General features: G+C 49.8%; 18 protein-coding genes. 13 read left to right on the top strand and 5 right to left on the bottom strand.

Annotation, left to right across the window (positions count from 1 at the left end):
- Nucleotides 1-9: 9 nt before the first annotated feature.
- The 3 genes from RWS31_RS00285 to RWS31_RS00275 all read right to left on the bottom strand — a co-directional run bounded on the left by RWS31_RS00285 (nucleotide 10) and on the right by RWS31_RS00275 (nucleotide 2,302).
- Nucleotides 10-1,290 carry an ArsB/NhaD family transporter gene (locus RWS31_RS00285; RefSeq protein ID WP_314595184.1) on the bottom strand — a complete coding sequence of 427 codons (1,281 nt, stop codon included), beginning with the start codon at nucleotides 1,288-1,290 and terminating at the stop codon, nucleotides 10-12.
- 366 nt (nucleotides 1,291-1,656) lie between these two features.
- Nucleotides 1,657-1,839 carry a 30S ribosomal protein S21 gene (rpsU, locus tag RWS31_RS00280; RefSeq protein WP_006193396.1) on the bottom strand — a complete coding sequence of 61 codons (183 nt, stop codon included), beginning with the start codon at nucleotides 1,837-1,839 and terminating at the stop codon, nucleotides 1,657-1,659.
- A gap of 115 nt (nucleotides 1,840-1,954) precedes the next feature.
- On the bottom strand, nucleotides 1,955-2,302 hold the full coding sequence (locus RWS31_RS00275) for a histidine triad nucleotide-binding protein (protein ID WP_314595183.1): 348 nt from the start codon (nucleotides 2,300-2,302) through the stop codon (nucleotides 1,955-1,957).
- 518 nt (nucleotides 2,303-2,820) lie between these two features.
- On the opposite strand from RWS31_RS00275, the gene RWS31_RS00270 reads away from it, so the two are divergent.
- The 9 genes from RWS31_RS00270 (at nucleotide 2,821) to RWS31_RS00230 (ending at nucleotide 16,717) form a co-directional block, all read left to right on the top strand.
- Complete coding sequence (locus RWS31_RS00270) at nucleotides 2,821-9,759, top strand: hemagglutinin repeat-containing protein (protein WP_314595181.1); 6,939 nt, start codon at nucleotides 2,821-2,823, stop codon at nucleotides 9,757-9,759.
- Nucleotides 9,756-10,181 carry a hypothetical protein gene (locus RWS31_RS00265; protein WP_314595179.1) on the top strand — a complete coding sequence of 142 codons (426 nt, stop codon included), beginning with the start codon at nucleotides 9,756-9,758 and terminating at the stop codon, nucleotides 10,179-10,181. The genes RWS31_RS00270 and RWS31_RS00265 overlap by 4 nt, the downstream gene beginning before the upstream one ends.
- A 376-nt stretch (nucleotides 10,182-10,557) precedes the next feature.
- A complete protein-coding gene (locus RWS31_RS00260; protein ID WP_314595177.1) occupies nucleotides 10,558-12,030 on the top strand; it encodes a hypothetical protein in 1,473 nt (490 codons plus the stop codon).
- Nucleotides 12,031-12,042: 12 nt separating this feature from the next.
- Nucleotides 12,043-12,381, top strand: coding sequence for a hypothetical protein (locus RWS31_RS00255; RefSeq protein ID WP_314595175.1), 339 nt, complete (start codon nucleotides 12,043-12,045; stop codon nucleotides 12,379-12,381).
- A gap of 106 nt (nucleotides 12,382-12,487) precedes the next feature.
- Nucleotides 12,488-12,832, top strand: coding sequence for a hypothetical protein (locus RWS31_RS00250; RefSeq protein ID WP_314595173.1), 345 nt, complete (start codon nucleotides 12,488-12,490; stop codon nucleotides 12,830-12,832).
- A gap of 295 nt (nucleotides 12,833-13,127) precedes the next feature.
- Nucleotides 13,128-14,456: a hypothetical protein gene (locus RWS31_RS00245; RefSeq protein ID WP_314595171.1), complete on the top strand. Its 1,329-nt coding sequence runs from the start codon at nucleotides 13,128-13,130 to the stop codon at nucleotides 14,454-14,456.
- Nucleotides 14,457-14,900, top strand: coding sequence for a DUF2691 family protein (locus RWS31_RS00240; protein ID WP_399553713.1), 444 nt, complete (start codon nucleotides 14,457-14,459; stop codon nucleotides 14,898-14,900).
- 258 nt (nucleotides 14,901-15,158) lie between these two features.
- Entirely contained in the window at nucleotides 15,159-15,713 is a 555-nt protein-coding gene (locus RWS31_RS00235) for a hypothetical protein (protein ID WP_314595167.1), read from the top strand.
- Complete coding sequence (locus tag RWS31_RS00230; RefSeq protein WP_314595166.1) at nucleotides 15,710-16,717, top strand: hypothetical protein; 1,008 nt, start codon at nucleotides 15,710-15,712, stop codon at nucleotides 16,715-16,717. Before RWS31_RS00235 ends, RWS31_RS00230 begins: the two co-directional genes overlap by 4 nt.
- 35 nt (nucleotides 16,718-16,752) lie before the next feature.
- Here RWS31_RS00230 and RWS31_RS00225 read toward each other — a convergent pair whose 3' ends face one another.
- Nucleotides 16,753-16,914 (bottom strand): hypothetical protein, encoded by a 162-nt coding sequence (locus tag RWS31_RS00225; protein ID WP_314595165.1) that lies wholly within the window; start codon nucleotides 16,912-16,914, stop codon nucleotides 16,753-16,755.
- A gap of 18 nt (nucleotides 16,915-16,932) precedes the next feature.
- Between RWS31_RS00225 and RWS31_RS00220 the strand changes: the two genes are divergently transcribed.
- The 4 genes from RWS31_RS00220 (at nucleotide 16,933) to RWS31_RS00205 (ending at nucleotide 20,779) form a co-directional block, all read left to right on the top strand.
- Nucleotides 16,933-17,481 (top strand): hypothetical protein, encoded by a 549-nt coding sequence (locus RWS31_RS00220; protein ID WP_314595163.1) that lies wholly within the window; start codon nucleotides 16,933-16,935, stop codon nucleotides 17,479-17,481.
- A 37-nt stretch (nucleotides 17,482-17,518) separates the two neighbouring features.
- A complete protein-coding gene (locus RWS31_RS00215; protein ID WP_314595161.1) occupies nucleotides 17,519-17,974 on the top strand; it encodes a hypothetical protein in 456 nt (151 codons plus the stop codon).
- 572 nt (nucleotides 17,975-18,546) lie between these two features.
- On the top strand, nucleotides 18,547-20,223 hold the full coding sequence (locus tag RWS31_RS00210; RefSeq protein WP_314595159.1) for a ShlB/FhaC/HecB family hemolysin secretion/activation protein: 1,677 nt from the start codon (nucleotides 18,547-18,549) through the stop codon (nucleotides 20,221-20,223).
- 133 nt (nucleotides 20,224-20,356) lie between these two features.
- Nucleotides 20,357-20,779 carry a hypothetical protein gene (locus tag RWS31_RS00205; RefSeq protein ID WP_314595157.1) on the top strand — a complete coding sequence of 141 codons (423 nt, stop codon included), beginning with the start codon at nucleotides 20,357-20,359 and terminating at the stop codon, nucleotides 20,777-20,779.
- Between the two features lie 78 nt (nucleotides 20,780-20,857).
- Here the strand turns inward: RWS31_RS00205 and RWS31_RS00200 are convergent, their stop codons facing one another.
- Nucleotides 20,858-21,091 (bottom strand): hypothetical protein, encoded by a 234-nt coding sequence (locus tag RWS31_RS00200; protein WP_314595155.1) that lies wholly within the window; start codon nucleotides 21,089-21,091, stop codon nucleotides 20,858-20,860.
- Nucleotides 21,092-21,109: the final 18 nt, after the last annotated feature.

The raw sequence follows: 21,109 nt of genomic DNA, 5'->3' as shown, positions 1-21,109 counted from the left end.
AAAGACAGATTACATCAGATAGCGCAGGTAGACGTAGACCGTCGACGTGAGGATCGTCAGGATCATCAGTGGGAAGCCGACCATCATGAAGCGGACGAACGTCATGGGGACGCCCCTCTCCGCCGCCATGCCCGCGACGATGACGTTCGCAGACGCACCGATGATCGTGCCGTTGCCGCCGAGGCAGGCGCCGAGCGCGAGGCTCCACCAGACCGGTTCAAGATTCGAGACGCCCATCGCGCCCATGTCCTGAATCAGCGGAATCATCGTCGCAACGAACGGAATGTTATCGAGGAATGCCGAAACAATCGCACTCATCCACAGGACGAGCATCGACGTCTTCGTCACATCACCGCCCGTGAGATTGACACCCTGCACCGCAAGATCGCGGATGACGCCCGTCTCCACGAGGCCGCCGACGGCGATGAAGAGACCGATGAAGAAGAAGATCGTCGGCCACTCGACGCCATGCATCGCGTGCTCAACGAACTCTTCCTTGCCGACCAGAAGGAGCAGGAGGAACGCGCCCGCAATCGCGATGAGCGAAGACTCAAGACCCGTGAGCGAATGGAGGAAGAACATCAAGATGACCAGGCCGAGAACGAACAGGCACTTCCTGAGAAGCGGGATATCTTTGAGCTCGTCCCACTCGTTCTCCTGCATCACGAGATCCTTGAGCTCGGGCTTCGTCGTCAAATGCTTGCGATAGAGCAAGACGAAGATCGCCGTGATGAGGATGAGGTTGATGAGCGAGATGATCGCAAGGTTCTCAATGAACGCTGCAAAGGTCAGTTCCTTGACGGCGCTGCCGATCATGATGTTCGGCGGATCGCCGATGAGCGTCGCCGTACCACCGATGTTCGACGCGATGACCTGCGCCAAAAGATACGGCATGACATCGACATGGAGCTTCGTCGTGATGCTGAACGTGACCGGCACCATCAAGAGAACCGTCGTCACGTTGTCGAGAAACGCCGAGCAAACGGCCGTGATCAACGACAAGTAGACCAAGAGATTCACGGGGTCGGCCTTCGCCTTCTTCGCCGCCCAGACGGCAATAAAGTTGAAGAGTCCTGTCTTGCTCGTAATGGCGACGATGATCATCATACCGATCAGAAGCCCGAGCGTGTTGAAGTCGATGTGGTGGACGGCGGTCTCCTGCGTCATGATGCCCATGACGATCATGAGAATTGCGCCGATCATCGCAATGATCGTGCGATGAATCTTCTCAGAGACGATCACCGCATACATCGCAACGAAGATGATACCAGCTATTGTTTCCTGTTCCATAAAAACCTCCTTGAATTTGACTGCCTACGGTCAGTCTCCTGCACCTTCTGTCCGCCCTCCCCCGTCAAGCTGGAGAGGCAAGGAAACGACGGACAGCCGACCGAAAAATAGACGGAGTCCTTGGTTGAACAGACTCCGCCTAAATTTCACTTATTGAATTGTCCTGCGCTTATTATAGCAGATTATCGTAAGTTTGGAAAGAGTCCTTGCACATTTATATTATTTTTTCTTATTTCTTCTTGGATCAGATATTTTTTCTGTCGCTTTCATCAGGATTCCGCCAGATGGCGCAAGAAAAAAATCCGCAGAGCATAAGCTTTGCGGATTTTTGTTTCAGCTTCTCTCACACGCTTCCATTACGAATCATCATGCGCGGAACTTGCGCTTGCGAGCCGCCTCGGACTTCTTCTTGCGCTTGACACTCGGTTTCTCGTAATGTTCACGTTTCCTAACTTCTGCCAAAGTACCAGCCTTCTGGCAGGTACGCTTGAATCTGCGGAGAGCACTGTCGATCGTTTCGTTCTTTCCTACTTTGACCTCATTTGCCATTGTTCTTCCCCCCCTCCACTAGATTTGGGGCGCACGGGAAGGCAGGCATAAAAATTGCCAACGCTGCATCGTGCACGTTAACATTATACATGATTTCCCTTTTTGATGTCAACCATCAACCAGGCGGCCATTGCATGGAACGTCCGCCCAAGAGATGAAAGTGCAGATGTCCGACGGTCTGCCCGCCTTCCTCGCCCGTATTGACGACGACGCGGAAGCCTTTTTCCACAAGTCCAAGCTCCTTCGCGAGCTGCGGCACGACATCGACATGGATGTGCGCAACGAGTGCCCTGTCTTCCTGCGTCAAGCCGAGCAAACTCTTGATATGCTTCTTCGGAATGATGAGTACATGCACGGGCGCCTGCGGCTCAAGATCCTTGAAGGCGATGACGGAATCGTCCTCGTAGACCGCCGTCGCGGGAATCTCCTTCGCCGCGATGCGGCAAAAAATGCAGTCTGCCATCTTTTCCACCTCCTTTCAAAAATCGCTGTAATCCTTCGCCCTTACCACCATCATTCGACTTTCACGGCGAAAAACCTGCCGCCAGAGAAAAGATTGGGAAGAAAAGCTCCGTCTTTCCCCTATATTTTGATACAATCTAACGATGCACCCCCTATACCCTCTTAACGATGCACCCCCTTGCACCCCCCTGCTTATCGTTAAGCGAGTATGCGCTGCAAAGCCGCATAAATCAAGGCTTATCGGCATAGCGAAAGGGGGTGCATTTGCACCCCCTAGGTCGAGATTTTGCACACCCCTGTGCGAAAAACTGGACACAGGAATCTAAAAATTGGTCATGGAATCTGGATGTCGGACAAGACTGCTCGAAGAGCTGTACATACGCTAACAGACTCCATAGACTATAAGACTACATCTACCCTTTTCCTTCCCCATTTTGCTCTCTTGAAAGAATCATTAAAACATGCTATCATGACCTCATTCATTTCGTGTTTTACATCATTCAAGGAGGCTCTTATCGCGTGAAAAAGAAGGAACTGGCAAGAAAGATTACGAGCTGGCTCACCTTGGGCGCATTCTCTGTGCAGCCGATGCTTGCTTTTGCGGAGGAAATTCTTCCGGACAACAACGCCCCAGTTGCGGAACGCCCCCTTGTAACAGAGACGGCGAGCGGCAATCCCCTCGTTCAGATCACAACGCCCACGGCAGGCGGCGTGTCTGTCAATCGCTATGAATTCTTCAATGTTCCTGAACGCGGCGCCATCCTCAACAACAGCTACGGCCTCACCTCCACCGAGCTTGCGGGATACGTGCAGGGGAATCCGAATCTCGCCGCAGGCACGGCGCGAATCATCGTCAACGAAGTCACAAGCGCCAACCCGTCTGAATTGCGCGGCTTTTTGGAGGTCGCAGGAGACAAAGCCGGCGTCGTCATCGCCAATCCCAACGGGATTCTGGCAGACGGCGCCGGCTTTTTGAATACGGCGAGGGTGACGCTTGCGACCGGGCGCACCGAGATGGATGCATCGGGCAATCTCGCCGCCATTCGTGTGGAAGGCGGCAAGCTCTCCGTCACAGGAAACGGCCTCAATGCCCAAAGCACAGATTCCGCTGAAATCTATGCCCGCGCCATCGAAATCAATGCCGGACTCTGGGCGAAAAACGCCAGACTCGCTGCCGGAGCCAACGAAATCCGCTATGCAGATGGAACGATCACGCCCATAAAAGGCACGGAAAACGCGCCGGCGTACGCCCTCGATCTCGCTGCCATCGGCGGCATGTACGCGAACCGCATCGAGCTTGTCGGCACGGAAAAAGGCCTCGGCGTCAACCTCGCAGGACAGATCACAAGCACGGAAGCCACCTCCCTCGACGTCAACGGCAATCTCAAGACCTCGGGCAACCTCTACACGGACGGTTCGACCCGCATTCATGCAGACGAGATAGAAAACAGCGGCGCTGTTTACAGCAAGGAAAACACGGTCTTGACGTCTTCCTCCTTGCAAAACAGCGGCAAGATCGTCGGCGGAGCAGATACGGCAATCCATGCCTCAGCCATCGCCAATACCGGCACGCTCGCCGCCGCCATCGCTCCCTCGGGCAAAACAAACGATGCCGGTACGCTCACTGTTACGGCAAAAGAATTTGACAACAACAATGCCCAACTCCTCAGTGGCAAAGACATCGTCGTATCCGCCGAAAACATCCGCACGCAAAACAGCCGCATCGCGGGTAACGGGGATATTTCCCTCGTTTCTCAAAATGCTCTGACTGTTGAAAACAGCACCGTTCAAAGCGGCAAAGACCTGTCCGTCGAGGCGGACGCCATGCCCCTTGCCGGCAATCTCTCCAGCGGCAGGGATATGACCATCGCAGTGAAAAGCGGCCTCTCCAACGAAACTGCTACAGAAAACTTCGGCAATCTCCATGCAGGAAGAAACCTCACGGCAAATCTCCGGGGAAACGTCTACAATCAGCGAAAGCTGGAAGCCGGCGGCACACTCTCCCTTGCAACGACAGGAAACCTTACGCAAACGGCTGCGGGAGAAATCTCCGGAAAAAGCCTCGCCATTCATACGGCAGATACGGAGAATCGTGGCCTCATGCAAGCCGACGAAGAAGCCGCTATCACCGCCTCGAATCTCAAGAACGACGCCACGGGCAGAATCTACGGCAATACGATCCATGTGCAGGCAACGCATATCCGAAACGAAAAGAATGCCAATCTTGAAGCGCGCCTGGCACAAGAGATGCGCATCCTCAAGGAAAAGGCCGAGCTCCTCGAAGCCGCGCATCGCGTCGACGTCACAAAGTTCACATCCCATGCGGACATTGCCGTCTACAAAGCAAACATCCAAACCGCCGAATCCGCCTACGATGCACAGCAAAAGGTTGTAGATGCCGTCAAAGCCGAGCTCGCCGCCCTTCCCTCAGGCGTCATCGCCGCACGGGAAGCTCTCGCTCTTCAAGCAAACTCCATCCAAAACAACGGGAATGCCCTGCTCTACTCCGGCGGCGATCTTTCGCTTGCGGCAAAAGAAGAAGTCGCCAATCGCGGCGCACGCATCGAGGCGCAGGGCAACATTTCCATTGCCGCGCCTTTGACAAAAAACGAGAACGCCGCCTTCTCTGCCAAGCGCGTCATTACAGATACGAAAGACAATCCCGTGAAACTGCGCATTGATGAGGGCGGCCATATCGAACAAGGGCAGGCATTTCCCGCAGAAGAATTTCGCGAGATCAACAGCGGCTACGGCGCATACCACAGTTATGTCGCGCCAAAGGTGATTCTTGAACCTGCGGAGTACAAGCCCATTGAGCAAATCTCGGAGGAAGAACGTGTTGCGGGCGAGAAGCCCATTCCGGACGAACTGATCGGCACCCTTGCGCCGACATACGCTTACGACGATCCGATCTTCAAACAATTCGGCATCGCCTCCATGAGCACGGACCGCCCCGCTGCAGACGATCCTGCACGTTCTGCATGGGATGAAGCATACAAAGCGATTCTTGCAAAACTCAACGAAAAGATTACGGCATATAATGCAGAGGCAAAAGCGTACAATCAAAAGATCGACACAGCGGCAGGGCAGAAGATCATCCACTTCACTGTTATTCGCAGTCATTCGATCCTTTCGAAGGAGCATGTTACCTCCTCTCTCCCCGGCAGTATCCGTGCAGGCGCGAACATCCTTTTGAACAGCGCCGTTGAAAACGAGGACAGCAACATCGTTGCAGGAGGAACGCTTCATGCAACGGGGGCGGTCAAAGAAGACGCCAAAAAACAGCAGGAACTCGCCGTCACCTTCGGAACGACACAGGGCAGTTATACCGAAAGAAGGAACTGGCTCCATAAAGGAAAAGTACGGAAATATCATGACATCGTCTTTATGACGCCCGAAATCACCAAGAGCAATCCCTCCCCCATCGGCGTGCAGACCTACGAGGGCGACAATGCTGCATCCGTCGAAAAGGCGGACATCCAAGATGCACAGAGACAGCGCGTGCAAAACGCTCTTTCCCCTTTCGGACTCTCCCACACGAACGCATCCAAATCCAACGATGGTACGGCGATGGAATCCCTCTTCGTCAGTTCCCTCTACCACGTCCATCCGGAATCCACAGCAAAGTATCTCGTAGAAACGGATCCCGCCTTTACCAACAAGCGGAAATTCCTCTCCTCAGACTACATGTACCGCCAAATGCAATGGGATCAAGACAAGATTCCCAAGCGCATCGGCGACGGCTTCTACGAGCAGCAGCTTCTTGCCGATCAGGTTCTAAGGCAGACGGGCAAACGCCATCTGGAAGGCTATACCGATGATGAAACCGCATTCAAAGCATTGATGGATGCGGGCATTTCTTATGCCAAAGAGATGAACCTCGCCCCGGGCGTCGCCCTCTCCAAGGAGCAGGTCGCTTCTCTCACCTCGGATATGATCTGGCTCGAAGAGCGCGAGGTCGAAGTCAACGGTCAAAAAGAACGTGCCGTCTACCCCATCCTCTATACCAAGAATACGAGCAGTCTCAAGCTCACCGAAGGCGGCAGCCTCGTCTCGGCGAAGAACATCGTCGTCGAGACCAAGGACGCCCTCAAGAATGCAGGCACACTCTACGGGGAGAACATCATCGCCAAAACGGGAGAGATCGAAACTACAGGTCTGATGCGTGCGGAGAATATAGCCCTGAAAGCCGATCACGACATCAATGTGCAGGGAAATATCATCGGCGATAAGAAAGTCTTCCTCGATGCGAAAGACAATATTATTGCAAAGAGCACGACGGAGCATCGGACGAACCAGGATGTTCTAAATACGACGGCAGGCATCGCTGTCAAGGGCGCGGAGGGCGTCCTCGTCGCAAGCGCAGGAAAGAACGTCGAGCTTGTCGGCGCAACGCTCTCCGCGCTTGGCAAGAATGGCAACGTCCTCCTCTCAGCGGGAGAAAACATCACGCTTGACACAAAGAAGCTCCAAAGCCAAAAAGACATGACGGAGAATGCAGAGAATTACCTGCGCACCAAGCGCGGCACAGAGCTTGGCACGGAGATTCGCGCCGATGGAAACATCTCCATAGCTGCCGGAAACGATCTGAAAGCAAGAGCCGCTACCATCGCCAGCACGGAAGGCACGACCTCCCTCACCGCCGGAAAGGACATCACCCTCACCGCAGGACGCGAAACTGCCGAAGATCACTACGGTCATCGCCATACGGCAAGCGGCTTCCTGTCGAGCACCCGGACAACCATCCGCATCGACAATGCGGCGGACGAGGCGCGCGGCACGCTAGTCACAGGAAAAGATGTAAACCTCGCCGCCAAACAGGACGTGACGCTGCAGGCGGCAAACGTCCTCGCGGACAATACCACGAATATCGCTGCAGGAAGAAACTTCACTGCGGCATCGGAAGAGAACTACGCCCATACGGACAGCTTCAAGGAAGAAAAGACCTCCGGCATCTTCTCCTCCGGCGGTCTCGGCTTCACCATCGGCACGCAGCAGGTCAAGAGCGAGCGCGACAGCTCTGCGCTTACACAGGCGGGAACGAACATCGCAGGCTTTGCAGGCGACGTCAAGATCGCTGCGGGAGATACCGCACACCTCACATCGGCCAGCATCCTCGCAGGAAAAAATGCGAGCATCACGGCAAAGGAGACGCAGATCGACGGCAGGGAAAACATCTACCGCGATGTCTTGACGCAGGAGAGCCGAACGACGGGACTGACCGTCAGCCTCGGGCATGGACTCTTGAGCCTCGGACAGGAGATCGCCGCACCTTTGCAGCGCATGGGCGAAGTGAAAGACGACCGCCTGAAAGCCGTCTACGCTTGGAAGGCCGGCCGCCTCATCCATGAAAACTTCGGCAAGGGACAAAACCCGCTGAAAGATGCCGCAGGATTCTCCTTGAACCTCAACCTTGGCACGAGCAAATCCTACAGCCGCACCGAGAGCGTCACAAGGGAATATGCAGGAAGCAAAATCGCTGCAGGGGAAAAAGCAGACCTCGCCGCAACAGAGCGCGATCTTACCATCCAAGGCTCTAAAGTCGAAGGAAAGGACGTCGCCCTGACAGCAAAGCAGAATATACAGCTGACCGCCGGAGAAAACAGCAACCGCACGACGACGCAGAACAAAGCAAGCTCCGCCGGGATCGGTGTCTCCTTCAGCCCGCAAGGACTTTCCGGGCTTTCCCTGCACGCAAGCAAGGCACAGGGAAACAGCCGGGAAAATGCCTCGACCTACACCCCGACGGAGATCGCTGCGAAAGACGCCCTGCAGATTGAAAGCGGCAAGGATACGAACATCCTCGGCAGCACAGTGCAGGGCGACAAGGTCACAGCAAAGATCGGCGGCAATCTCAACATCGAGACCTTGCAGGAAAAAGAAACCTACGAGGAGAAGAACACATCGGCAGGCTTCGATCTCTCGTGGGATATTCGCTCGGGAAAATTCTCCAAGCCCACGTTCGGCCTTTCAGCGGGCAGAGGGACGATCGACTCCCACTATAGAAGCGCCAGAGGCCAGTCTGGTATCTTCGCTGGAAAAGGCGGCTTCGACATCTACGTCGAAAAGAACACCGACCTCAAGGGCGCCGTCATTGCAAGCGAAGCGAATAAGGAGAAGAATCGCCTCAGCACAAGGACGTTCTCTTTCAGCGGTTTGAAGAACGGTGCGGACTACAGCGCAAAGAGCATAGGCGCCGAATATCACCACTACGGCAGCTATGACAAGATGAGCCGACAAGAGAAGAACAAGGTCTATAACACCATAGGCCTCTCCCCCAGCCTTTCCATGCCTGCCAAGGGCGATGCGAACAGCACGACAACTTCTGCTGTTGCACCGGGAACGATTGACATCCGCGAGAATCCCACGCAGGACATCTCTGCCCTCAGCCGCGATACGGCGAACACGCTGAACGAGCTTGGACGTATCTTTGACAAGCAAAAAATTGAAGAGCAACAGGAACTTGCCAAGGCCTTCGGTGAAGAAGCCTTCCGCCTCGCTCATAACCTCCCCGACGACGGCAGCGGCAGAAAAGTCGCCGTCCACGCCATCATCGGCGGCATCATGAGCCAGATCACGGGAGCAGGCTTTGCTTCGGGTGCCATCGGCGCAGGCGTAAACGAGGCGATCATCGGCGAGATCAAGAAGATCAAGGATCCCGGCACCGCACAGATCGTCAGCGCGATTGTAGGGGCTGCGGCAGCTAAGGCGGTCGGTGGGAATGCGGGTTCTGGTGCAAGTGCGGCGGCGAGCGGGACGAAGTGGAACTATCTTCTTGAGTGGCAGTATCGAAGAATGCAGGAAGAGCTTTCAAAAGCTGTCACAGAAGATGAAAAATCTGCCATCCGCGAACGATGGGCAAAAGTCGACAAAGCCCAAGAAGATCGTATGCGGAAAGATATGGCAAAAGACGAATATGCCATACGCTCAACAGACAACGAGGAAATTGCTCGTCAAAAAGAAAAAAATTTCGAGGCACTTTACGGAGAGCAGCATTACACTTTAGATGGAAACGTGTACAAAAATCTTCCCGATACTATCGTCGTGCCGTCGAAAGAACAAAAAGGAACAACGGATGACGGGGACAAGAAAAGTCTTGGGAAAACGGTTGCCATTGAAACATTTAAAGCAGAAGCAGATCGTCCCGTGACATTATACAATACGTTCTCCAACAATTCAGCAAAAGCTCTAAAATGGGGTATTTTTGCTCCCTTAGGATTCGGCTATGATATGTATCAAGACTATGGACAATATAGTGGTCTTGATTTTGGAAAGGTGACATTGATTAATAGTGGCGCATTTATTTTTTCTTCCATTGCAGATGGTTTTTTGATAGAATCAGCAGGATTAACAATTGAAGCAACAATTCTCGCTAATATTGCTATTGCAGAGGGCGCAAATAGAATTAAAAAGAACTGGGCACGGAGTGATGAAGAAAAACAAGAGGAAACCCCATGAAATACGCTATTTACTTTTATTGCCTTTGGGCCGCTGGGAAAATGGCATATTTTTATTACTATAAAAAATTTGAACGAACCTACCTTTATCGAAAATGGTACGTATTCAGTCATTGGTTTTCCTGTCTAGCGATTATTGCTTCATGCTTTTGCATGGCTTTATCTTTCGCCGCTTGGAGTGAAGGAGTAGAACGTGTAAAATTCTTTTGGATGGGACCTGGGATTCTTACCTTTGCATTAGGTGCAGTCTTCTTTTTTGAATCAAAAATTGTTTTAGAAGAAGAAAAATTTCATCGAGAGGAATATCCTCTGGAATCGTTATCTAATTATCGGTATAGATATTTGATACGACTTAGAAGTATTTTAGCTTTATTAAGTGCTGCTTTGATGGGTGGATATGTATTTTTTACTTTTGGTATCTAACAATCAGATCGAGATCTTGCAGGAAAAAGAAACCTACGAGGAGAAGAACACATCGGCAGGCTTCGAGCTCTCGTGAGATATTCGCGCGGGAAAATTCTCCAAGCCCACATTCGGCCTTTCGGCGGGCAGAGGAACGATCGACTCCCACTATAGAAGCGCCAGAGGCCAGTCCGGTATCTTCGCTGGAAAAGGCGGCTTCGATATCTACGTCGAAAAGAACACCGACCTCAAGGGCGCGGTCATTGCAAGCGAAGCTGAGGCGGAAAAGAACCGCCTCAGCACGGGAACGTTCTCTTTCAGCGATTTGGAGAACGGTGCGGACTACAGAGCAAAGAGCATAGGCGCCGAATATCACCACTACGGCAGCTATGACAAGATGAGCCGACAAGAGAAGAACAAGGTCTATAACACCATAGGCCTCTCCCCCAGCCTTTCCATGCCTGCCAAGGGCGATGCGAACAGCACGACAACTTCTGCTGTTGCACCGGGAACGATTGACATCCGCGAGAATCCCACGCAGGACATCTCTGCCCTCAGCCGCGATACGGCGAACACGCTGAACGAGCTTGGACGTATCTTTGACAAGCAAAAAATTGAAGAGCAACAGGAACTTGCCAAGGCCTTCGGTGAAGAAGCCTTCCGCCTCGCCCATAACCTCCCCGACGACGGCAGCGGCCGAAAAGTCGCCGTCCATGCCATCATCGGCGGCATCATGAGCCAGATCACAGGCGCGGGGTTTGCTTCTGGTGCCATCGGCGCAGGCGTCAATGAGGCGATCATCGGCGAGATCAAGAAGATCAAGGATCCCGGTACAGCACAGATTGTCAGCGCGATTGTAGGCGCTGCAGCAGCTAAGGCGGTCGGTGGCAATGCGGGTTCTGGTGCGACTTCGGCGGCTAGTGGGACGAAGAACAACTTATTGACAAAGGCGCAATTTCTAGAGAAAGAACGTCGGCTGCAAGCTGCTACAACGGAAGCTGAAAAAGAGGCAATCGAGCAGGAATATCGAAAACTCGATAAAGAGAAAGATCAACAAGATAACGAAGAGGAAGAACGTCTATCAAAAGAAGGACTCCTCTCGCCCGATGAAATTGCCGATATTATCAACAAGAAGAATACCGATTATGTCACCTTCGACGGATTACCACAAATTCGCTTAGGCAGGATTTCTGTTACACCTTCGGATATAGCTCAACCTCTTCTTGACGGAAGTGCGGGGTTTATCGTTGCTATAGATAACAATTTATCTGGCGGCATCGGTCAGAGCCTCTATCAAGGCTGGACAGGACGCCGCATCGACAACCGAAATACCACTACCTATCATCTCTTCAAGATCATTGGAGATAGTGTAACTGGCGGCATTGGCTCATGGGGAATCGGTACGGGAATATCAATGGGGGCTGGCGGACTTATAGCCACCCCAGAAACTGGTGGACTATCACTTTCTATATCCGCTGAAGGCGCTGCCCTTGCAGGATACGGCCTCGTAGTAACAAAAAATTCGCTGGATAATATGCAAAAGGATACGAGGCAATTTATCGAATCCTTGGGTAATAGCGCAAAAACAGATCTGAAAGGTGGCGACAAGACCCCGTCTGGTGTTGAGCTTTCATACCATGCAGCCGATCAAGCTAATGAAAGAAGGTTTACACTTAAGAATATTGATGATATTATCTTGAACAACAAGAAAAACCGCAAAAAAGAATTTCATCTAAATGGTGAAATCCGCTGGCGTTACCAAGACAAACGAGGAAATACTGTCATTACCAATGAAGATGGTACAAAGGTTATTACAGTATATTCCCATCCAGCAAGTGCAAACAATGAAAAATATATTCCAAAGAACTAGGAGCGAGACTTTATGGATAAACATATGATTTTTGATAATCCACCTATTTCTTACGATGTCGTGGACGGTGTGGACTTGGAGCTAAGGGATCTGTTCTTCTGCCACCCTATGATAAAAAACCATACCTGGTGCATTGAAGACAAAATTTACAAAATAACGATTGAGTTGAACGATGGAGATCGCCCGAAATGTGATCTGGCACGAAAACTTTTTTTATATCTGATTTCAACTATAGGGTATCGTACTGGAGGGCGATACTCTATTACCGAAAAAGAAAATAAAGTTTTTTGTGAGTATTTGACATACCGCGAAGAACATGAGGGGTTTTATTTTCAAGTAACTTTCACATGATTTTACAAAAGATATCCCAAAATGTCCTGTTTAATATCTAACAAAAAACTGGTATGGTAAAATCCCCTCAAACAAATTATTTCTAAAGAACGGAGTGATGGTTCTTATGGTCGGCTCTAAACTTTTAGATGAAATAACCGTCTCTTATGATGTGGCGAACAATGTAGAAGAAAAACTAAAGACATTTCTTTCTGCAAATAATGAAATTAAGCAGTATCATTTTATAATCAAAGAAAAGATATATAAAATAGTTATTGAAATGAATGTTACTACATTCCATCGTGCATATGCAGGAGATATTCTTTCCGGACTCATCTCCCTTATATCTTACAAAGCTGGAGGAAGATATTTCCTCATTGCAAGACAAGAGGATTTTTACGGCGAATTCTTGACATATGATGCAGAGCATAAAGGTTTATATTTCCAACTAACCTTTAAATTTCCCAGCTAAGCCATTTTCAATCACTGCAGAAACCTACGAGGAGAAGAACACATCGGCAGGCTTCGATCTCTCGTGGGATATTCGCTCGGGAAAATTCTCCAAGCCCACGTTCGGCCTTTCAGCGGGCAGAGGGACGATCGACTCCCACTATAGAAGCGCCAGAGGCCAGTCTGGTATCTTCGCTGGAAAAGGCGGCTTCGACATCTACGTCGAAAAGAACACCGACCTCAAGGGCGCCGTCATTGCAAGCGAAGCGAATAAGGAGAAGAATCGCCTCAGCACAAGGACGTTCTCTTTCAGCGGTTTGAAGAACGGTGCGGACTACAGCGCAAAGAGCATAGGCGCCGAATATCACCACTACGGCAGCTATGACAAGATGAGCCGACAAGAGAAGAACAAGGTCTATAACACCATAGGCCTCTCCCCCAACCTTTCCATGCCTACCAAGGACGATGCGAACAGCACGACAACTTCTGCCGTTGCACCGGGAACGATCGACATCCGCGACAATCCCACACAGGATATCTCTGCCCTAAACCGCGATACGAGCAACGCTCTGAATGAGCTTAGACGCATCTTTGACAAGCAAAAGATTGAAGAGCAACAGGAACTTGCCAAAGCCTTCGGTGAAGAGGCCTTCCGTCTTGCCCACAACCTCCCCGATGACGGCAGCGGCAGAAAAGTCGCCGTCCATGCCATCATTGGCGGCATCATGAGCCAGATCACAGGCGCTGGCTTTACTTCTGGCGCCATTGGCGCAGGAGTCAACGAGGCGATCATCGGCGAGATCAAGAAGATCAAGGATCCCGGCACCGCACAGATCGTCAGCGCGATTGTAGGGGCTGCGGCGGCTAAGGCGGTCGGTGGAAATGCGGGTTCTGGTGCAAGTGCGGCGGCGAGTGGGACGAAGAATAATTTCCTAATCGTAGCTCAATCTGTCGCTTCACAAGCACCTAGAATTGCCAAGGCTGTTGAAAATTTAGGAGAGGCACTCCGTAAAGCAGGATATGCGATTGCAATCTCTGAAGGAGTACAATGCATTCAGAAAATAGATACGAATGAGGTTGTAGCGAAACTACAGCAGGATGGAAGCTGGATATTTGACAAAGCGGATTCGGTTCTGGAAACTGCTCTGCAGAATCTTAGGATGCCCTATTTTCAACCAAATTCGAGCGATGGAACCTATTTCTATTTTTTGCCTCCTATACAAGTGACTCCCGCAGATCAATCTCCTTTCACACATTTTCCCAATGTACTGGATTTCAAATACGAACCCAATACAATTTCTTTGTTCGATTTTAAGGAGCAATGGCCCTGGCAGGTCTTCTCTGATGGCAACAGGTTCTTTGCAAAGGGGGTCGAAAAAGAGCAGGCAGATAAAGTCTATCCCCCTGCCGATGAGCATTCATCTACCAATAATTCCAAAGATTTTAAGAGAACTGGCAAGCCAAATTCATCTATAGACCGTGTAGATGAAAAAGGGCGAATCATCACAAGACGGTGGTATGATGGGAATGGACGCGCAAAAAAAGATGTAGATTTTACAGATCATGGAAATCCTAAAACACATCCCGAAGTTCCGCATGAACACACATGGAAATGGGATAAAGATGGTAATGCGCACAGAAAATAGGTGAGAACTTTGAATCATATACAAAAAATAAGTTTCATCATTCCAAATGGATGGGGACAATATTTATATCGTATACTTTCCCCCATAAAGGATATGGTCGATGGTACATGGGAGGTTTATGGTACAGCGATAATTGGTGATCTTCAGGCATGGCACAATATAAACGGTGAAATGGTTGATTTATTTGATTTCAAGTATTTTTCAAACCAAGATTTCTTTTCAGTACTCATGTCGCGTAGGTATTATATCGTATCAGGTATATTCAGCTTAAAATCTTCCCTCGAGAACAAAACGGACAAGCTAAATGGAGCTTATTTAGAAGTTATTGTAACAGATAGTGTATATGTAGATATTTCTTCTGTTGATGATAAGATCATATCTGCCTTGTATACGAATGCAGTAAACCAAGGATTTGAAAATATTGAAACGGAGGAAATAAGCTAAATCACAGGCGCGGGGTTCGCCTCAGGCGCCATTGGCGCAGGAGTCAATGAGGCGATCATCGGCGAGATCAAGAAGATCAAGGATCCCGGTACAGCGCAGATTGTCAGCGCGATTGTAGGGGCTGCGGCGGCTAAGGCGGTCAGTGGGAATGCAGCGGCTGGTGCGACTTCGGCGGCTAGTGGGACGAAGTGGAATCATTTTGGAGAGGACCATCCAGATAGTTATCCTGTACAGGTTGGAATAGCGATAGAATCAGATGTGATTGGGCATGCTTCATTAGTCGTATTGTACTCTGATGGGCATTATGAAGAGGGCAATTATGGTCGATATGGCGATAATGTTGGACGTTTATTTCCAAGTTTAAGTGGACATGGCCCAGCAAATTATACTGGAGGAGGAGTGTATGTTATAGACAATAATTTCAATCCATATAGCGCAGAGAAAACCATTTATATGCTTAATCCGACATATGTGAATGCAAACGATGTCGTATATTCGTATAACTATGCGATTGATCACTACTTCGGAGGATATGTTCGTACCGATAAAGAAATTAGATTGTCGAAGGATAAGGTTGTTTCGTATTACTATCAAGCTCCTACGGGAGTAAACGACTACCACTTATGGGACAATAGCTGTGTGACAACGACAATTGATGCAATCGGATTCGGGTTACAAAACCAGACTGATATTGCAAGAGAAAGTTGGTCTTGGTTAGTTGAATCTCATGAACCTAATATGACAGGGAACAAATTGGCTACCGACTATGAACTTTTTAATGGAATGGGATTAGTTAGTGAGGTTATCCGATGAAAAAATCAATATGCATCGTATTGTGCACAGTCTTGCTGATTTTTACTTCGCGATTTATTTACCATAAGATATGTGCGCGTGCAACCTACGACGGGGCGATTGTTGGTTCGCGTTCTGTAGGAGGAGAGAAAAGCATTTGTTTTTTTAATCCGAATTATGTAGATGAATATACATGTATTTCTTTAGATAATATACGTTTATTCCAAAATTGTAGGCTCTTAGATGCCGCCATGGATCAAGAAGGAGCAGTTTTTCTACTGATAACAAATCAAAAAGAGATACGAATTGTGAAATTAAATACCGACGGGATTGTCATTCTTCCGATAACTTTGACAATGCAACTTGGTATGTCCATGATTGTTACCGAAGAAAATATTATTCTTGACACACAGCAAACCATCTTCTTTTATGATAAAAAGGGAAAAGAGATGAATAGATATCGCTATCCGCGGCAATATTTTTTTATGAGTCCATATAAACATGGTGTACTAATACAAACCGAATCCAAAGAGGTATTATATTTAACGGACAATAGCGTAGAACCCCTTTTTACATTGAAAAAGGATCAGTATTTAGAGGGGGTGATGTCAGATGACGAGTTAATCTTAGCTGAAGAGAGGGGAGAATTAATCACATTAGATACTTTTGGGACAATGAGAATCTCTGATCATATATGGATATCAGATGGGTATTCAGGAAGAGGAGTTTTAGTGACTATGATCCCCAGAGGGAGTGGAGGTGTTCATTTCTGGGAAAATGATTCATCTATTATAGATCTGGTACGAGAGGAAAGCCCTGAGTTTTATAGACCATTTATTTATGATAGGTATACACGAAATATAAGGCATTTGCCGAAATTTGCAACGCAAGTTTCTTTGTCATGGTCAAAATTTCCCTATCGAAAGGCATACTTTAATGATTTAGAATTACTGCTTGATTCTATAGATGAAGGTGTAGATGTTTTTACGGCACAACCTAATTTTCTCTTGCCTAAGAAAAAGTAGAAATACGAGAACATCAAATACAGGAAATTTCAGTATTAAGATGAGACACCGTACACAACCTTAACGAGCTTGGGCGCATCTTTGACAAGCAAAAAATTGAAGAGCAACAGGAACTTGCCAAAGCCTTCGGCGAAGAGGCCTTCCGTCTTGCCCACAACCTCCCCGATGACGGCAGCGGCAGAAAAGTCGCCGTCCATGCCATCATTGGCGGCATCATGAGCCAGATCACAGGCGCTGGCTTTACTTCTGGCGCCATTGGCGCAGGAGTCAACGAGGCGATCATCGGCGAGATCAAGAAGATCAAGGATCCCGGCACCGCACAGATCGTCAGCGCGATTGTAGGGGCTGCGGCAGCTAAGGCGGTCGGTGGGAATGCGGGTTCTGGTGCAAGTGCGGCGGCGAGCGGGACGAAGTGGAATTTCTTCTTGATGGAATATCCAACGCACTACGGCATTGATGCTCTTGCTCTACAGACCTTGCGAAAAAAGGATGGAAAAGCTCTTTCTTCGATGGAAATCGCCCAATATATTCAAGGGATGTATGAAATCCTATCGGAGTCTGAACCCGCCCTCTCTGATATGCAGAATATGCAATCGGAAAATATTGATAACTATCCCAAAGCAATCAATTATCTTGTGAACGCTGGCGTCACTAAAGAAAGCGCCATTCAATTTTTCAAAGGGTATAACGAATTACTCCGCAAGCAAGATTGGACGGTAATGGCGCTTGCCCCCATGCCCCCCCATCAATGTAATAGCAGATAAAGAATCTGGGAAACTGATCGATGTACAACCGCCACACATGCGCCCCTATAAAGGCGTCAAAGAAGCACACGCCCCAAAGGTATTCACCGGTGAAAATCTCAAATTATCGGATAGTGCGAACAAAGACGATTTTAGTTGGCTCTCTTCCATTGCTACAAATAGCACTACAGAAGTATCCAATCGTCTGCCAACCGCAATACAAATGAGCGGTTACTGGGTAAAACCGCTTTCCATCTATCTCAAGACAGGAGGCGTAGTTGGTCTTGGTTGGACGATTCGAGATATGAAGCAAGATTGGAATACTTATAGTGGTGGTCGCTTGGGGATTGCATGGACAGCTGATGTAATTCCCATAGGAACTTCGATAGGTGGAGCACTCCTCGGAGAAACGATGGGGTTTTTTGGCGGCCCATTCGGTAGTGTTGCTGGTGCAACGATTGGTGATTGGTTTAAATATGAAATAAAGAAAAATATCCCCAAGAATACAAAATAAATGGTATAATTGGAGGTATCAAGCTAAAATGAAACTCTTATGGTCATCAATATATATGCAGAACAATCCTGGGTATTGGATGTTTACGCTCTCTATCATTATTCTTGCAGGAATTGGAATCTATCCATTTCTAAGATGGAAATCGCAATATACTCCTGCAGTCAAGCGCGAACATTTGCGATTTATTTTAAAGGGTTTCTTACCTTTTCTTATAACCGGATGGATTGGAGGATCTGAGCTAGGATATACTAAAGAATTTCTAGGAGCAGCCTGCTATTTCGCTGGCTTTTCAAGCATCTTTTTTCGTCGATATATACGAGTACTGCTACGTGATCTTTCTAAGATGCCCAATTATTCTTGTTCAGAATATCAATTGCAACTCTTTCACAACATAAATCAGGGATATATAAAGTTTATTCTGCTTACAAGTTATTTTTTTCTAACGGGAACACTTATACTACTATATCTTCCTTAACTTCAACTACGAAAAAGTGATAAAGTTATTCTCATCACACCCTTCCGTGTACTCCAGTCACAATAAAGCATCTTTTATCCCCACGAGGTGAATCCATTTGATCCCAGACAAATTCCCATCTGCCCTCCTACTCGCAGTAGTCATCCTCCCCCTATCCGTCTCTCCCGCCAATGCTGCTCCACTTTCACAGCAAGAGCAGCTTGACCAGTCACGAGAACAGGAGGCGGCGCGGCAGGAGCGGCTGCATCAAGAACGCACGGAGGTCGATACGCCCGCTCTTCCTTCTTCATCTCTTCCTGCCGATGAGAACGTCCGCTTCCCCATCGCCAAGGTCGTGCTTGAAAATGACTCTGGGAAGTTCTATTTCCTGCGCCACATCGCCCGTGACTATGAAGGACGCGAGCTTTCTCTCAAGGAGATCAATGAAGCCGTCGGCAAGATGAATCGAGAACTTATGGAGCGTGGCTTTTCTACGAGCCGTGTCGTTATCCCTGAGCAAAATCTTTCTTCGGGAGAGTTCCGCCTTGTTTTGCAGATCGGCCGCATTCATGCCGTGCGCTTTGCCGAGGGCAGTGATACACTCTATACCTACAACCTCTTCCCATTTCGCGAGGGCGATGTCTTGAATGTGCGCGATATCGAGCAAGGGCTTGAGCAGGCGAAGCGTCTGCCTTCGCAGGATATTACCGTGAAGCTCCTGCCGGCACAGGAGCCGCAAATGACGGATGTCCTGCTCACGGTGACACGCGGCAAGAATGTCTACGGTACAATCTCCCTCGATGATTCCGGTCTCAAGGATACGGGAAAGCTGCAGCTTTACGGCAATGTCGGCGTCGACCAGATATTTCATAGGAACGATATTCTGCGCGTCGGCATGAATCTCGACGGCGCACAAGACGGCTATGCGAAGGGCACGCGCGGGCATAATATCAGCTACACGATTCCCTACGGGGCGCATACGTTTACGCTCTCTTACCAGCGCTCGAAATATCATCAGACGGTAGAGAGCCGTCCCTACGATTTCATCAGCGCGGGCGATACGAATATCTCGACGTTTTCCTGGGATTATGTGCTGCATCGTTCGTCAAGCATGAAGACGAGCATGGATATTCGTCTGAAGAAGCGCAATTCCCATAGTTTCATCAACGATGTGGAGCTTCCCATCCAGGCGATGCACCAGACATCGTTGGAGGTCGGCTATGCGGAGCGGCTTTACATCGACCGGGACACGCTCTATTTCCGCATCGCGCACCGCTTCGGACTCGGTTGGCTGGGCGCACAGGAGGAGAAAACGTATCCCGATGCACCAAAGACGCGCTATCGACTATGGCTCTTTGATATGGATTACATCCATCCGTTTACGTTCGGTCATCGCCCTGCAACATTCACCACGTCTCTTCACGGGCAATGGACGATGAACGAGCAAAGACTCTATGGCGTGGATATGATCAGCATGGGCGGACGCTACACGGTGCGCGGCTTCGACGGCGAGACCACGCTGATGGGAACGAACGGTTGGTATCTTAGAAATGAATTTGCGACGAAGTTCCCGAAGCAAAAGGCGGAACTCTATCTCGGACTTGATGTCGGCGCCGTCTACGGCTACGGCGCTGATCTCTACAACGGGCATGTGCTCGCAGGCGCGGCGCTCGGCGTTCGTGGAACGGTCAACGATATTTCCTACGATGTTTTCGCTGCCGCGCCCATAGAAAAACCCGAAGGATTTCACACACCAGATGTGACCTGCGGCTTCTCCCTCGGGCTAAGATTCTAGGAGAATCCCCCTACACGCTCACCTCCATTTCATCCCGAAACACCACTCTTCCTGCGATAGGCTAGAAAGAATCGTCAAGAGGATTTCCGTCTGTCCCCTAAATTTTGATACAATCTAACGATGCACCCTCCACTTGGCAAAGATGGCTTCTGTCACAGCTCAGATCACCAAAGACGGTCGCAAGATTCGTTGTCAGACAGATGGCACCGGACGATTGCCAAACAGCGCCTTACCGCATGCCATTGTCGGAAAAAATGGTGGCAAGTTCGGGATTTTCCTTCATTTTCACATATTTATCGTTTCCTCGCAGAAAGCCTTAAACAAGCAGCCCCCGTCTCTTTCAAAGAGATGGGGGCTGCTTGCTGCCGACTGCCATTTCGCTTATTTTTGCAGCTGGATTGCGTGCGCTCAGCTGCTTTTTGTGTATCACACTCTTTTGTTTTTCTCTTACCAGACCTTGCCTACCATGAACCACAGGCGGTTCTTCGCCTTGGCGTCATCGCTTGCGTTATTGGCGAGACCGATGCGGCGCGCCAAGTCGAGACGCAGGAAATAGTCGCCGGGGCGGCTGTAGGTGACGCCGATGCCTCAGCCTTTGAGGTGTACGCGCGAGACGCTGGCGCGTACGGCTGCGTCAGCGTGCGCTGCGCGAACAGGTGGCACGCGAGGCGGGGATGGCAGCGATCACGCGGCAGAACGCGGCGCAGATGGAGGAAAACACCCGCACGACACGCGCTTTTCGCACGCATTTTACCGAGATGACCGCTGCGGCGCGGGAACTGCTCGCACGAGGAGACGCTGCGGGCATCGAGCGGCTGATGGGCGCGGCTGCGTCCGCAATTCTCTCGTCGAGCAGTTCACGGAGCAAAAGTCAGAGGAACGCAGA

The sequence above is a fragment of the uncultured Selenomonas sp. genome (assembly GCF_963528755.1).
In the GTDB taxonomy this organism is placed as follows: domain Bacteria; phylum Bacillota; class Negativicutes; order Selenomonadales; family Selenomonadaceae; genus Selenomonas.
The sequence above is the reverse complement of the archived record's forward strand: the minus strand, read 5'-3'. Positions and strand labels throughout refer to the sequence as shown.

Bases quoted from the DNA above. Each gene is read 5' to 3' on its own strand.
- RWS31_RS00230 (WP_314595166.1), top strand. From the start codon at position 15,710: ATGAAAAAATCAATATGCATCGTATTGTGCACAGTCTTGCTGATTTTT.
- RWS31_RS00265 (WP_314595179.1), top strand. From the start codon at position 9,756: ATGAAATACGCTATTTACTTTTATTGCCTTTGGGCCGCTGGGAAAATG.
- RWS31_RS00285 (WP_314595184.1), bottom strand. From the start codon at position 1,290: ATGGAACAGGAAACAATAGCTGGTATCATCTTCGTTGCGATGTATGCG.
- RWS31_RS00255 (WP_314595175.1), top strand. From the start codon at position 12,043: ATGGATAAACATATGATTTTTGATAATCCACCTATTTCTTACGATGTC.
- RWS31_RS00275 (WP_314595183.1), bottom strand. From the start codon at position 2,302: ATGGCAGACTGCATTTTTTGCCGCATCGCGGCGAAGGAGATTCCCGCG.
- RWS31_RS00225 (WP_314595165.1), bottom strand. From the start codon at position 16,914: ATGGACGGCGACTTTTCTGCCGCTGCCGTCATCGGGGAGGTTGTGGGC.
- RWS31_RS00250 (WP_314595173.1), top strand. From the start codon at position 12,488: ATGGTCGGCTCTAAACTTTTAGATGAAATAACCGTCTCTTATGATGTG.
- RWS31_RS00215 (WP_314595161.1), top strand. From the start codon at position 17,519: ATGCGCCCCTATAAAGGCGTCAAAGAAGCACACGCCCCAAAGGTATTC.
- rpsU (WP_006193396.1), bottom strand. From the start codon at position 1,839: ATGGCAAATGAGGTCAAAGTAGGAAAGAACGAAACGATCGACAGTGCT.
- RWS31_RS00220 (WP_314595163.1), top strand. From the start codon at position 16,933: ATGAGCCAGATCACAGGCGCTGGCTTTACTTCTGGCGCCATTGGCGCA.
- RWS31_RS00260 (WP_314595177.1), top strand. From the start codon at position 10,558: ATGAGCCGACAAGAGAAGAACAAGGTCTATAACACCATAGGCCTCTCC.